The following is a 12,476-nucleotide window of genomic DNA, read 5'->3' on the forward strand; positions in this document are numbered from 1 at the left end:
CCCCCCGAACCTGAGGAACGAACATGAGCAGCAAAATTTCCCTGTCCCGCTACCTGGTCGAGCAACAACGCGACAAAGGCCACATCCCGGCTGACCTGCGCTTGTTGCTGGAAGTGGTGGCCCGCGCCTGCAAAAGCATCAGCCATGCCGTGAACAAAGGCGCTTTGGGCGGTGTGTTGGGCAGCGCCGAGAGCGAAAACGTGCAAGGCGAAGTGCAAAAAAAGCTGGACATCATCGCCAACGAAGTGCTGCTCGAAGCCAACGAATGGGGTGGTCACCTGGCTGCCATGGCATCTGAAGAGATGGACAGCATCTACCTGGTGCCCAACCGTTACCCGCAAGGCGAATACCTGTTGCTGTTTGATCCCCTGGACGGCTCGTCGAACATCGACGTCAACGTCAGCATCGGCACCATCTTCAGCGTGCTCAAAAAGCCCGAGGGCAGCCAGGGTGTGACCGAGCAGGACTTCCTGCAGCCCGGCAAACAGCAAGTGGCTGCAGGCTACTGCGTGTACGGCCCACAAACCACGCTGGTGCTCACCGTGGGCGATGGCGTGGCCATGTTCACCCTGGACCGCGAGCAAGGCTCGTTTGTGCTCACGCAAGAAAACGTGCAAGTGCCCGCCGACACCAAAGAGTTCGCCATCAACATGAGCAACATGCGCCACTGGGACGAGCCCGTGCGCCGTTACATCGACGAATGTCTGCAAGGCAAGGAAGGGCCACGCGGCAAAGACTTCAACATGCGCTGGATCGCCAGCATGGTGGCCGACGTGCACCGCATCCTGACCCGAGGCGGCGTCTTCATGTACCCCTGGGACAAGCGCGAGCCGCACAAGCCCGGCAAGCTGCGCCTGATGTACGAAGCCAACCCCATGAGCTGGCTGATCGAACAAGCGGGAGGCGCTTCCACCAACGGCAAAGAGCGCATTCTCGATTTGCAACCCAGCCAGCTGCACGAGCGCGTGAGCGTGGTGCTGGGCTCCAAAAACGAAGTCGAGCGATTGACCCAGTACCACACCAAGGCTTAAGCGCCCAAGGCCCACTTTGTACGGCTTGGCCGTTCAAGAAGTCCAATCAAAAGGCCCCTGACACTGGCATGTCAGGGGCCTTTTGACATTCACGACGGCAAGCCCTTCGCTTGCACCTCGCCTTATTCGTCGCTGTCTGGCGGGAACCCATCTCCCACAGGCGCAGGTGCCGCAGCCACGGCAGGCTCCGAGACCACCGCACGCAATGTTTCACGCAACATTTTCTTCTCGGGCAAGCTCAGGGCGCGGGCAAGGCGCTGGCGCATGCGCAACAAGAGTTGACGGTCCACTTCCTGAGGAATGCCCCGGCTGATCTGCAGTGCATCGCGCAGGTCTTCGCGCAGGTCTTCGGGCTCATCGGCCCACCAAGCTGTGATGACTTCGTGCATCGACTTGCGCAGCTCTTCCACATCTTCCACGGCCAAGCCCATACCGGTGGGCATCTTTCCTTGCAGCATGTCCGCCAGTGCCTGGGAATTGACCACCACGCGGCGATCGCCTTGGGCCAGCAAACGGGCCCAACCTGGGTCGGTGCGCACCATTTGCGGCATGTTGCGCGCCGATTCATCGGCCAGCAAATGCACGCTCAAGCCGCTCAACTGGGCTTCGTCGATGGTGGCCAAAAAACGCTCGTCATCGCTGGCCACCAGCACATGGTCGCAGGCATGGTGTTCTGCCAATTGCTTCAGGTCATGACCCAGAGACCGGAGCAAGGATGCCCCGCCATCGGCATCGTGGGTTTGCACCAGACGCACAATCTGGTCGTCGATGATCAAGCCGTCAGAGCGGTCGCTGTACCAATAAATGCGGCGCAAGTCGACGTCGAGTCCAGCATGCTGCAGTGCTTGCGACAGCAGGCTGAGCAAGCCTTGGCGGTTCACCGACTCGCCCGTGGCCCCCACGGCGCCTTGTTGCGCCATCCAGATCAAAAATCGGCCATCGATCAGCGCCATGCAAGTGCCGGAGCGGTGTTCGCCAAAACGGCGGTCGGACGGGGTGCTTTGAGAAAAATAATCACGCTTCATGGTGTCAACCTAAATCGATAAGAAAAGTAGCGCTGCTAAAAAGTGCAGCATCGTCATTCTAAAGCGGCAGGCGTGTCTGTCGGTTATAAATACCGCCTGTGTCCAGTCCTTTGTCTTTTGACCCCCGCAATGTTCCAGTTTGGCGCATCGATGATGATATGCCGGCGGTGCCGAGTGCGCATTTGTTGCCTGATGCACTGAAAGCCCGATTCGCGCAGCCACCGCTCTGGCAACCCGAGGTCGAGCGGGAGCCCTCTTTTTCCACCCGTGCCCCCGCCCATGCTGCGGTTTTGGTGCCCATCGTGCTGCGTGGGCCTGATTTTTCGGAATCCACGGTTTTGCTCACCCAGCGGGCCGACCACATGTCCACCCATTCGGGCCAAATCGCTTTTCCCGGCGGCAAGGTTGATCCGCAAGACACCAACAGACACGCTACTGCACTGCGAGAGACCTACGAAGAAGTAGGCCTGCACCCTAGGCACGTGGAGATCATTGGCGAATTGCCTGTTTACGTGACGGGCACCGCCTTTTGGGTCACCCCCGTCATTGCCCTGGTTTCGCCTGACTTTGAACTGGCACCGAACGCCGATGAAGTGCAAGACGTTTTTGAGGTGCCTCTGGCCTATTTGATGAACCCGGCACACCACCGGCGGCACCAATTCGAGTGGCAAGGGGCCAGGCGAGAATGGTTTTCAATGCCTTACCAAGATTCCCGCGCCACCGCAAATGGCCGGCTCGACCCGGTGGAACGGTTCATTTGGGGCGCCACAGCCGCTATGCTTCGTAACTTCTATCGGTTTCTAGTGGTTCATCCCGCAAAATGAGAACACCATGAGTTTTTTCGCAATCCTGCTGGCCCTGGTTCTGGAGCAAGCCCGACCGCTTAGCCCGGTCAATTGGCTCTACACCACCGTGTCGCATTGGGTCGCTTGGGTTGCCCGCACGTTTGATGCAGGTGTCAGGCACCAGGCCTGGATCACTTGGGGCATCACGGTGATCGGCCCTGCGCTGTTGACCATGGCAGTGCACTGGTTGCTCGAGTTTGGTTTGGGCTGGGTGTTTGCCGTCGTCTGGAACGTGGCGCTGCTCTACGTCACCTTGGGTTTTCGGCAGTTCAGCCACCACTTCACAGCCATCCGAGAAGCCTTGGAAGACGGCCATGAAACCAAGGCCAGAGAACTGCTGGCCGAGTGGCAACAGGTCCAAGTGGGAAACATACCGCGCAGCGAAATCGTGCGCCACGTGATCGAGTACTCCATGATCGCCGCCCACAGGCATGTGTTCGGCGTGTTCTTTTGGTACGCGATTTTGTCCATCATTGGCTTGGGCCCTGTTGGCGCGGTGGTTTATCGCCTGACCGAGTTGGCGCAGCGCCGTTGGCAAGAGCCCACCGAAGAGGGTTCGGTGGTGAGTGAAGCGCTGCAATCGGTGGCCTCCAGGGCGTGGCAAGCCATGGACTGGCTGCCTTCGCGCATGACCGCTCTTGGATTCGCGATTGTGGGCAGCTTTGAAGATGCCATGGATGGCTGGCGCAACCATGCGCAAAATTTCCCGAACGACAACGATGGCGTGATTCTGGCGGCCACAGCCGGAGCCATCAACATCCGCCTGGGAGGCGCCCCATTGCAGGCCCCGACCGATGACGACGCAGAAAGCAAGGACACCGCAGGCGCAAGCAGCACCCCGGGCCGCACGCCCGAAGTGGCGCACTTTGCCCAGGTGGTGGGCTTGGTCTGGCGCACGGTGATCATGTGGCTGGTGCTGGTGGCCTTGCTCACCATGGCCAACCTGGTGGGCTGACCCCGGCCCCTCACCAGCGCTGCTGGCTCAACTCTTCAAACAACTGCGCGTAAATCCGGTGACGGCGCACGCTGATGCTGCCGGTTTGGTGCGCGTTCTCGACCTGGGCCAGCACGGCACAACCGGGTTCATGCAGGTGCGTGCAGTTGTAGAACTTGCAGCCCCCCACATGGGCTCGCAAATCGGGCATGCAGTCGGCCAAGCGGGTCGGCTCGATGTGGTGCAGGCCAAACTCCTGAAATCCGGGTGAGTCGATCAAGGCCGTTCTAGCGCTGCCCGCAGGGGCCGAATCGTCCAACGCAGGCACCCAATACCAGCGGGTGCTGGTGGTGGTGTGTTTGCCCGAGTTGAGGGCCAGCGAAATTTCGCCGGTCTCCACTTGGGCATCGGGCACCAAGCGGTTGATGAGTGTGCTTTTGCCACTGCCAGAGGGCCCCAGCACCAAGGTGGTCAGACCCTGCAACAACGCGCACAAAGCCTGCACACCGTCATCGGCCACCGGGCTGCGCGGGCTCAGGCTGATGGGCATCACGCTGTAGCCCATGGCGCGGTAAGGGGCCAGGCGCTCCCAAGCTTGGGCAAAGGGCTGCGCCAAGTCGCTTTTGTTGAGCGCGATGATGGGCGTGATGCGCTCGGCCTCTGCGGCGACCAAGGCACGGGACAGCTGGCTTTCCGAATACTCGGGGTCGGCTGCAATCAGGATCAGCACACGGTCCAGGTTGGCTGCAAAGGATTTGGTGCGGATTTCATCCTGGCGGTAAAACAGGTTGCGACGGTCCTGCAGCTTTTCGATGCTGCCCTCATCACCCGCGATTTGCCACAGCACCTGGTCACCCACCACCACCTGGTTCTTTTTGCCCCGAGGGTGGCAAATCAAGCGTCGGCCTTCGGGTGTCTCCACCAAGCAGTGGCGGCCATAGGTGGCCACCACCAGGCCTGGCTCCAGATCAGCCGCCAAAGGAATGGCCAAGCGTTGTTTGGGTTTACTCATGAAGTGTCATGTCGGCAACAAGGTGTCGGTTTGGGTAGCGGCATCAAAATCGAGGCGGCTCAGGCCTCGCACGTCGTGCGTGCGCCAACGCACGACACAGCGGCGGTAAGTCAGTACCAGCTCGGGGTGGTGGTTGAGCTTTTCGGACAACCAACCCACGCTGTTAACGAAGAGCAGTGCATGGCTGTGCTGGTCAAACACAAAGGTTTTTTCAATGGCGATGTGCTCGCCATCGCCCGACAAGGTCCAGCCAGTCACTTGGCTGAGCGCCATGACGACTTCGGTGGGTTGGAGGGCGCGGACTTCTGTCTGGGTCATGCCGTTTTCATCCTCAGCAAGCGCTCACTGGCCGGAGGGTGCGAATAGTAAAACTTCACATACATCGGGTCGGGCGTCAAAGTCGATGCGTTGTCCTGATACAGCTTGAGCAAGGCCGATGACAAGTCCTGGCCGGGGGTTTGAGAAACCGCATACGCATCGGCCTCAAACTCTTGTTGACGCGAACGCCATGACGCCACGGGGGCAAAGAACAAAGTGAACACAGGGGTCACCAGCATGAACAACACCAGCGCCAGCGCGTTGTTGCTGTCCGACAAACTGGGCATGACGCCGAGACCCGTGTAGAACCAGACCTGCTGGGCCAACCAGCCCAAGAGTGCCAGGCCCGCCAAGGTCATGGCGAAGCTTGTCGCCATCATCTTGACGATGTGCTTGTGCTTGAAGTGACCCAGTTCGTGGGCCAGCACCGCCTCCATTTCAGACGGGCTCAGTTGCTTGAGCAAGGTGTCAAAAAACACCACGCGTTTGCTGGCCCCAAAGCCAGTAAAGAAAGCATTCGAATGTGCAGAACGTCGGCTGCCGTCCATCACAAAAAAGCCTTTGGCCGTGAAGCCTGCGCGCTGCATCAGGGCCTGCACACGGCTCTTAAGTGACTCGCCTTCCAAGGGGGTGAACTTGTTGAACAGCGGCATGATCACATTGGGGGCGATGGCCATCAAGAACAGCTGCCACCCCACCAAAACGCCCCAAGCCCAAAGCCACCACCACGACCCACCGGCCTGCATCAACCACAGCACCACCCACAACAGCGGCATGCCCAGTGCCAGGCCCAAGACCAGCCCTTTGGCCATGTCCGCCAGCCAGAGTTTGGGCGTGATTTTGTTAAAGCCAAAACGCTGCTCCACGCCAAAGGTTTGCATCAGCGACAAGGGCAAGCCGATCAAACCACCCAGCAAGCTGAAACCCAACACCAAAGCGATTTGCTGTGCCATGCCCGGCCCCATCCAGTCCAGCAAAACCTGGTTCAGGGCATCCAGCCCACCCAGCAATGTCCAGCCCAGCAGCACGGCCGCATCGAGTGCGATGTCCATTTGCGACAAGCGGGCCTTGGCCAGGGTGTAGTCGGCCGCCTTTTGGTGGTCTGCCAGCGACACCGCATCGGCATAAGCCACGGGCACAGCACTGCGGTGAAGCGCCACATGCCTGACCTGGCGGGCATTGAGCCAGAACTTCAGGGCCACGTGCGCCAGCAAGGCCAACACGAGCGTCAGCGTCAAAGTGAGGGATGCATTCATGGGCGCAAAGTGTAGGGCAGATTGAAATCACGCTCCGGGCCATTGGCTTCAGCGACAATCACGGCATGTCTCAAGTCAATACCCCCTCCACCGCTGCCGAAGCGATTGAATTGCCCAAATCAGACCAGAATCTGGTCTGGATCGACTGCGAAATGACAGGCCTCGATCCGGAAAAAGAACGTTTGCTGGAAATCGCCGTCATCGTGACCGGCCCCCACCTGACACCGCGCATCGAAGGCCCGGTTTTGGTCATTCACCAAAGCGATGAACTGCTGAACAAAATGGACGCCTGGAACAAAGGCACGCATGGCAAAAGCGGTTTGATAGACAAAGTCAAAGCCTCCACCATCAGCGAGGCCGATGCCGAAGCAGAAATTCTCGCCTTCCTGAAGAAATACCTGCCCAAAAGCGCCTCGCCCTTGTGCGGCAACACCATCAGCCAGGACCGCCGCTTTCTGGTCAAGTTCATGCCCAAGCTGGAAGCGTTTTTTCACTACCGCAACCTCGACGTCAGCACCCTCAAGGAGCTGTCACGCCGCTGGAAGCCCGAGGTGTATTCGAGCTTCAAGAAGCAGCAAAAGCACACGGCCCTCGCCGATGTGCATGAATCCATCGATGAATTGGCGCATTACCGCGAGCATTTCATCCAATTGTGAATTTTTCAGGGAAAACCCTAGCGGTTTTTTCTGATCCATGCCATAATTCGCGGCTCGTTGCACATGAGTGTAGCGTTTCATACATCTCCCTTCACGCCTTGACCCAACGATAGGGTCACTCACAGCGGCCAGGCTCCACGCCCAGCGCCTCTCGCGAGCACCGTTTGATGGTTGATGTTTTTTCAACCTTGCGGTGCCTGCGGCCTAAGCAATACCTTGCGGCCGTTGTTCCGTGCGAGTTTTTTTACACACATGACTGACACTTTGAACACAGTGCAGGACGACTTGTCGCCTGCCGAAAACATTTCCATTTCCGCCGAATCGGCCCCCGTGACACCTGCGGCCAACCTGGCCACAGAAATCATGGTCGCAGCAGCCGCTGAAATCACCACCGAAGAAGTGGCTACCGAAGCCATTGCTGAAGTTGAAACCATCGCTGACGTGCCCAACGGTTTCGTCGAACTGGGCCTGGCCCCCGAACTGGTGCAAGCTGTGGCCGACCTGGGCTACACCCAGCCTACCGCCGTGCAACTGCGCGCCATTCCTTTGGCACTGCCCACTGCCGGTGGCTCCAAGGACGGCAAGTCCAATGGTTACACCGACCTGATGGTTTCCAGCCAGACTGGCAGCGGCAAAACCGCCGCCTTCTTGCTGCCCGTGCTGCACACCCTGATTCAGCAAATGGCCGAACAGGAAGCCGCTGAGCGCGCCGAGTTCGACCAAGCCTGTGCCGATGCCGTGGCCAAGGGCGAACCCGCCCCCAAGCGCGCCAAGCGCAAAGACCCGACCAACCCACGCAACTTCAAGGCTCCGACCCCTGGTGCCCTGATCCTGTGCCCTACCCGTGAATTGGCTCAACAGGTGGCGCAAGACGCCATCGAGCTGGTCAAGCACACACGCGGTCTGCGCGTGGCCAACGTGGTCGGCGGCATTCCTTACCAATTGCAAATTGCCAAACTGCAAAACGCCAATTTGGTCGTGGCCACACCCGGCCGCTTGCTCGACCTGCAACGCTCCATGCAAATCAAACTGGACCAAGTGCAGTTTTTGGTGGTGGACGAAGCCGACCGCATGCTCGACCTGGGCTTTTCGGACGACCTGGCCGACATCAACGACATGACCAGCCAGCGCCGCCAGACCATGATGTTCAGTGCAACTTTTGCACCGCGCATTCAGCAACTGGCCATGCGTGTGATGCACGACGGTGGTTCTTCGGTCCAGAAAATCCAGATCGACAACCCGCAAGAAAAGCACAACAACATCAAGCAAGTGCTGTTCTGGGCCGACAACGCCCAACACAAGCGCCAGATGCTCGACCACTGGTTGCGTGACGCCACCATTGACCAAGCCATCGTGTTCTCCAGCACCCAAATCGAGTGCGACGGCCTGGCCGCTGACCTGCAACAAGACGGCTTCTCGGCTGTGGCCCTGCATGGTGCTTTGAGCCAAGGCATGCGCAACCGCCGCCTGATGGCGCTGCGCAATGGCCAAGTCCAGATTTTGGTCGCTACCGACGTCGCAGCTCGCGGCATCGACGTGCCCACCATCACCCACGTGTTCAACTTCGGCTTGCCAATGAAGGCCGAAGACTACACCCACCGCATTGGCCGCACAGGCCGTGCCGGTCGCGATGGTTTGGCCGTGACCTTTGCCGAGATCCGTGACCGTCGCAAGATCGGTGACATCGAGTCCTACACACGCCAGCCCTTCAAGGCCGAAGTCATTCCAGGCCTCGAACCCAAAGTGCGCATGCCCGAAGCACGCAAGCCCATGAGCCGTGGCGGTGACCGCTTTGGTGGCGAACGCAACTACGCCAACGCAGGTGGTGGCTTCCGCGGTGGTCGTCCACCCGCTGGTGGTCGCGACTTTGGCGGCAACCGTGACCGCGATGGCGGTGGTTTCGACAACCGCGCACCCCGTGGCAACTTCCGCGACGAACAGCCCCGTTTTGAGCAGCGCAGCGAACCCCGCTTCGACCAGCGCAAAGAAGGTGGCCGTTTTGACGCCCCCCGTGGCGACAACCGCAATGACAACCGTGGTGGTGACCGCTTTGAGCAGCGTGCTGCACCGGCTCACCCTTGGGACCGCGGTGACAGCCGCCCTGCTCCACGTCAAGACGCTCGCCAGGATGGTCCGCGTCAAGGTGGTGGTCGTTGGGAAGAACGCGGCGGTGACAACCGCAACGCAGCTCGTCCAGCACCTCGCGGCGCTGGCGCTGCGGGTGACAAGTTTGGTCGTGGCCCCAAGCAGTTTGGTGCCAGCAACTTCAAACCCCACGCTGCAGCGGGCGAAGGCCCTGCAGGCAAACGTGGCGGTACCCGCGTGCTGAAAATCACACGCGGTTGATCGTAGCCCAGGGCTCAACCCTGGACTTCAAGAGCCCTGAAAAGGCCTTGCCCTCACCGGCAAGGCCTTTTTTCATGGCTTGAAGCCAAGATGGGTTGGCCAGTTCTGAACCGGCCATAAAAAAACCGCCCTGGGCGCAAACCCGGGCGGTTTTTCGCATGGCCGAAAAGGCTTTACGCTTTGACAGCAGGAGCTGCTTTGCGCTGTGGCAACTTTTCTTTGATACGTGCCGACTTGCCGCTGCGGTCACGCAGGTAGTACAGCTTGGCGCGGCGAACATCACCACGACGTTTGACTTCGATGCTGGCGATCACAGGGCTGTAGGTCTGGAACGTACGTTCCACGCCTTCGCCACTGGAGATCTTGCGCACGGTGAAGCCGCTGTTCAGACCACGGTTACGCTTGGCGATCACAACACCTTCGTAGGCTTGGACACGCTTGCGCGCACCTTCAACCACGTTGACGCTGACGATCACGGTGTCGCCGGGGGCAAATTCAGGAATCACTTTACCCAGACGGGCAATTTCTTCCTGTTCAAGAGTTTGAATCAAATTCATTTTTTGAACTCCGTCCGATCATGCCTCGCTACACAAGGGGCGTTCTGTGCTGTAAAGGCCATACAACAGGTGCATGACTGAGCCAAATCGCGGCGGGTAGAGGATCGAAAAGCCTTTGATTATAGCTTTTTGGAACCCGGTGTGGGATTTTCGATGCCTGCTGAGCCACGGAGCTCTTTCAGACAGGCCTCATCCTGGCGACTCAACTTGCCCGACAGACGGGCTTGCTCCAGCAATTCGGGCCGGTGCTGTGCAGTCAGGCGCAGGCTTTGTTCACGCCGCCAACGCGCAATGTGGGCATGATGGCCTGACATCAACTCAGCCGGAACGGCATGGTCCTGCCAGACCTCTGGGCGTGTGTAGTGCGGGCTGTCCAGCAAACCATCCAGTGCCGGGTTGAAGCTGTCCAACTGGTGGCTGCCTTCGTCATTGAGCACGCCTGGCTGCAAACGCGCCACGGCATCCAGCAAAGCCATGGCCGCAATTTCCCCGCCCGAAAGCACAAAGTCACCCAAGCTGATTTGCTGGTCCACATATTGGTCAATGAAGCGCTGGTCGACGCCTTCATAGCGACCACACAACAACACGGCCCCCGCGCTGTGCGACCACTGCTCGACCGCAGAATGGTTCAGGGTCTGCCCAATGGGAGAAAACAGCACCAGAGGGGCAGGGTTGACCTCCTGACGCTCGGCACGAATGGCCGTGAGGCATTTGAACAATGGCTCGGCCAGCATGACCATGCCGGGACCACCGCCAAAAGAGCGGTCATCAACCCGGCGGTAATTGCCTTCAGCGTGGTCGCGGGGGTTCCACAAACGCACATCGACCAAGCCACTTTCGTAAGCACGGCGCGTGATGCCACTGGTCAAAAGTGGCGCAAACAACTCGGGAAACAGGGTGATGATGTCAAAGCGCATGGGGATGGCCCTCCACGGCCGGGGGCCGCTCAGTAGTCGGGCTGCCAGTCAACCGTGATGCGCTTACTGGGCAAGTCAACCCCATCCACAAACGCCGCAACGAACGGAATCATGCGCTCAACAGGTTTACCGCCTTCGGTCTCAGGCGCGGCTTCGATGACCAGCACGGTTTGTGGCCCGGTGGACATCAGGTCCCGCACCTCACCCAAGTCAACGCCTTCGCGGTTGAGCACCTGCAGACCGATCAGATCGACCCAGTAATACTCGCCATCACCCGCAGTGGGGAAGCTTGAACGGGGCACAAAGATGCGTGCACCACGCAGTGCCTCGGCCGCATTGCGGTCGTTGAGGTCCTGGGCACAAGCGACCACCGTATTGGAATGGTCTTTGACTTCTTTGACGTTCAGCAGCAAAGGCTCGGTCCAGGCCTGTGGCAAAGACGCTGCGGCTGCGGCCTCGGTCGCGCGTTTGGGTTTCATGGGCCGATCGGGCGGCAACAAAAACCAGCGCTTGGAAGAAAAAAGCGCCTCGGGCGAGGCGCTGTGGGGCAAGACCTTGAACCAGCCTTTGATGCCCCAGGCATCGGCGATGCGCCCGATTTCGATGGCGTCAGCCGGCAGTGCGGCTGTTTCCAAAGTGGGACGCATGGCCAAGGCGAGCCGATCAGGCGGCTGCTTTGCCAGCTTGACGGATCAGACGTTCCACGGTGGGGGAAGCCTGGGCTCCAACGCTCTTCCAGTAGGTCAGACGGTCTTGTGCAATGCGCAGACCTTCTTCGCCACCTTTGGCTGTGGGGTTGTAGAAACCGATGCGCTCGAGGAAGCGACCATCGCGACGCACGCGCTTGTCAGCAACGACGATGTTGAAGAAAGGACGTGCTTTAGAGCCGCCGCGGTTCAAACGAATAACAACCATGATTTATCCTTGGGTGGTTGGGTATCTTCGGAACAAATGCCGAGACGCCCGGTATCCTTCAGCGTTTGAGACACGCAACTGGCCACCCGGCCAGTGACACACTGAAAAGCCCACCATTATACAACGGGAGCCCTGCCTTGCCTCTGATCCGCCCGAGCCGCGACGAAGATATCGCCGCCATCACCGCCATTTACCGCCACCACGTGCTCACGGGCACCGGCACTTTCGAGATCGATCCGCCTACAGAGGCCGACATGGCCAGCCGCCGAGCCGACGTGTTGGCCAAAGGACTGCCCTACTTGGTGGTCGAAGACGAAGGCCGCGTGATCGGTTTTGCCTATTGCAATTGGTTCAAGCCCCGTCCGGCCTATCGCTTTTCCGCCGAAGATTCGATCTACATGGCCCCAGACGTGCACCGCAAAGGCATGGGCAAGGCCCTGCTGGCCGAGTTGTGTGCTCAGGCAGAACGCGTTGGTGTGCGCAAATTTCTGGCCGTCATCGGCGACTCGGCCAACGCGGGCTCCATCGGCGTGCACACTTCATTGGGTTTCAGCCATGTGGGCGTTCTCAAGTCATGCGGTTGGAAGTTCGACCGCTGGCTCGACGTCGTGATGATGGAAAAGCCTTTGGGCGCTGGCGACAGCACCGCTCCGCAATAATCGGC

At 59.6% G+C, this 12,476-nt stretch carries 14 protein-coding genes; 6 read left to right on the plus strand and 8 right to left on the minus strand.

The features are described 5' to 3' along the window. Positions 1-23: 23 nt before the first annotated feature. On the plus strand, positions 24-1,031 hold the full coding sequence (locus ACZ5VE_RS10545) for a class 1 fructose-bisphosphatase (RefSeq protein WP_464455129.1): 1,008 nt from the start codon (positions 24-26) through the stop codon (positions 1,029-1,031). A 122-nt stretch (positions 1,032-1,153) separates the two neighbouring features. On the opposite strand, the gene ACZ5VE_RS10550 is transcribed toward ACZ5VE_RS10545, so the two are convergent. Further along, positions 1,154-2,056: a hypothetical protein gene (locus ACZ5VE_RS10550; protein ID WP_464455130.1), complete on the minus strand. Its 903-nt coding sequence runs from the start codon at positions 2,054-2,056 to the stop codon at positions 1,154-1,156. 158 nt (positions 2,057-2,214) lie between these two features. On the opposite strand from ACZ5VE_RS10550, the gene ACZ5VE_RS10555 reads away from it, so the two are divergent. Both ACZ5VE_RS10555 and ACZ5VE_RS10560 read left to right on the plus strand, forming a co-directional pair. Beyond that, entirely contained in the window at positions 2,215-2,880 is a 666-nt protein-coding gene (locus tag ACZ5VE_RS10555) for a CoA pyrophosphatase (protein WP_464455131.1), read from the plus strand. Between the two features lie 7 nt (positions 2,881-2,887). Further along, the gene (locus ACZ5VE_RS10560; RefSeq protein ID WP_464455132.1) at positions 2,888-3,856 is read left to right on the plus strand and encodes a CobD/CbiB family protein; all 969 of its coding nucleotides are present in this window, start codon (positions 2,888-2,890) and stop codon (positions 3,854-3,856) included. A 10-nt stretch (positions 3,857-3,866) separates the two neighbouring features. Here the strand turns inward: ACZ5VE_RS10560 and rsgA are convergent, their stop codons facing one another. From rsgA to ACZ5VE_RS10575, 3 genes are read right to left on the minus strand one after another with little or no spacing between them, the layout of a single operon-like run. After that, positions 3,867-4,847, minus strand: a complete 981-nt coding sequence (gene rsgA / locus ACZ5VE_RS10565) for a ribosome small subunit-dependent GTPase A (protein WP_464455133.1) — start codon at positions 4,845-4,847, stop codon at positions 3,867-3,869. 6 nt (positions 4,848-4,853) lie between these two features. Then, on the minus strand, positions 4,854-5,165 hold the full coding sequence (locus ACZ5VE_RS10570) for a 4a-hydroxytetrahydrobiopterin dehydratase (protein WP_464455134.1): 312 nt from the start codon (positions 5,163-5,165) through the stop codon (positions 4,854-4,856). Beyond that, on the minus strand, positions 5,162-6,421 hold the full coding sequence (locus ACZ5VE_RS10575) for a M48 family metallopeptidase (RefSeq protein ID WP_464455135.1): 1,260 nt from the start codon (positions 6,419-6,421) through the stop codon (positions 5,162-5,164). The genes ACZ5VE_RS10570 and ACZ5VE_RS10575 overlap by 4 nt, the downstream gene beginning before the upstream one ends. Before the next feature lie 65 nt (positions 6,422-6,486). Here ACZ5VE_RS10575 and orn point away from each other — a divergent pair, with 65 nt between their 5' ends. Then, on the plus strand, positions 6,487-7,077 hold the full coding sequence (gene orn / locus ACZ5VE_RS10580) for an oligoribonuclease (RefSeq protein ID WP_464455136.1): 591 nt from the start codon (positions 6,487-6,489) through the stop codon (positions 7,075-7,077). Between the two features lie 252 nt (positions 7,078-7,329). Continuing rightward, positions 7,330-9,423 (plus strand): DEAD/DEAH box helicase, encoded by a 2,094-nt coding sequence (locus ACZ5VE_RS10585; RefSeq protein WP_464455137.1) that lies wholly within the window; start codon positions 7,330-7,332, stop codon positions 9,421-9,423. Positions 9,424-9,596: 173 nt separating this feature from the next. On the opposite strand, the gene rplS is transcribed toward ACZ5VE_RS10585, so the two are convergent. The 4 genes from rplS to rpsP all read right to left on the minus strand — a co-directional run bounded on the left by rplS (position 9,597) and on the right by rpsP (position 11,812). Beyond that, entirely contained in the window at positions 9,597-9,980 is a 384-nt protein-coding gene (gene rplS, locus ACZ5VE_RS10590; RefSeq protein WP_464455138.1) for a 50S ribosomal protein L19, read from the minus strand. 119 nt (positions 9,981-10,099) lie between these two features. Then, positions 10,100-10,897, minus strand: coding sequence for a tRNA (guanosine(37)-N1)-methyltransferase TrmD (gene trmD / locus ACZ5VE_RS10595; protein ID WP_464455139.1), 798 nt, complete (start codon positions 10,895-10,897; stop codon positions 10,100-10,102). A gap of 29 nt (positions 10,898-10,926) precedes the next feature. Beyond that, the gene (rimM, locus tag ACZ5VE_RS10600) at positions 10,927-11,544 is read right to left on the minus strand and encodes a ribosome maturation factor RimM (RefSeq protein ID WP_464455140.1); all 618 of its coding nucleotides are present in this window, start codon (positions 11,542-11,544) and stop codon (positions 10,927-10,929) included. A 16-nt stretch (positions 11,545-11,560) separates the two neighbouring features. Beyond that, positions 11,561-11,812, minus strand: coding sequence for a 30S ribosomal protein S16 (gene rpsP / locus ACZ5VE_RS10605; RefSeq protein WP_019430383.1), 252 nt, complete (start codon positions 11,810-11,812; stop codon positions 11,561-11,563). Positions 11,813-11,949: 137 nt separating this feature from the next. On the opposite strand from rpsP, the gene ACZ5VE_RS10610 reads away from it, so the two are divergent. Further along, positions 11,950-12,471 carry an N-acetyltransferase family protein gene (locus ACZ5VE_RS10610; protein WP_464455141.1) on the plus strand — a complete coding sequence of 174 codons (522 nt, stop codon included), beginning with the start codon at positions 11,950-11,952 and terminating at the stop codon, positions 12,469-12,471. The last annotated feature ends 5 nt before the right edge of the window (positions 12,472-12,476 follow it).

It is taken from the genome of Limnohabitans sp. INBF003 (assembly GCF_055396645.1).

Excerpts from the sequence above, each read along its gene's own strand:
- ACZ5VE_RS10545 (WP_464455129.1), top strand. The coding sequence starts at position 24 with ATGAGCAGCAAAATTTCCCTGTCCCGCTACCTGGTCGAGCAACAACGC.
- ACZ5VE_RS10550 (WP_464455130.1), bottom strand. The coding sequence starts at position 2,056 with ATGAAGCGTGATTATTTTTCTCAAAGCACCCCGTCCGACCGCCGTTTT.
- ACZ5VE_RS10555 (WP_464455131.1), top strand. The coding sequence starts at position 2,215 with ATGCCGGCGGTGCCGAGTGCGCATTTGTTGCCTGATGCACTGAAAGCC.
- ACZ5VE_RS10560 (WP_464455132.1), top strand. The coding sequence starts at position 2,888 with ATGAGTTTTTTCGCAATCCTGCTGGCCCTGGTTCTGGAGCAAGCCCGA.
- rsgA (WP_464455133.1), bottom strand. The coding sequence starts at position 4,847 with ATGAGTAAACCCAAACAACGCTTGGCCATTCCTTTGGCGGCTGATCTG.
- ACZ5VE_RS10570 (WP_464455134.1), bottom strand. The coding sequence starts at position 5,165 with ATGACCCAGACAGAAGTCCGCGCCCTCCAACCCACCGAAGTCGTCATG.
- ACZ5VE_RS10575 (WP_464455135.1), bottom strand. The coding sequence starts at position 6,421 with ATGAATGCATCCCTCACTTTGACGCTGACGCTCGTGTTGGCCTTGCTG.
- orn (WP_464455136.1), top strand. The coding sequence starts at position 6,487 with ATGTCTCAAGTCAATACCCCCTCCACCGCTGCCGAAGCGATTGAATTG.
- ACZ5VE_RS10585 (WP_464455137.1), top strand. The coding sequence starts at position 7,330 with ATGACTGACACTTTGAACACAGTGCAGGACGACTTGTCGCCTGCCGAA.
- rplS (WP_464455138.1), bottom strand. The coding sequence starts at position 9,980 with ATGAATTTGATTCAAACTCTTGAACAGGAAGAAATTGCCCGTCTGGGT.
- trmD (WP_464455139.1), bottom strand. The coding sequence starts at position 10,897 with ATGCGCTTTGACATCATCACCCTGTTTCCCGAGTTGTTTGCGCCACTT.
- rimM (WP_464455140.1), bottom strand. The coding sequence starts at position 11,544 with ATGCGTCCCACTTTGGAAACAGCCGCACTGCCGGCTGACGCCATCGAA.
- rpsP (WP_019430383.1), bottom strand. The coding sequence starts at position 11,812 with ATGGTTGTTATTCGTTTGAACCGCGGCGGCTCTAAAGCACGTCCTTTC.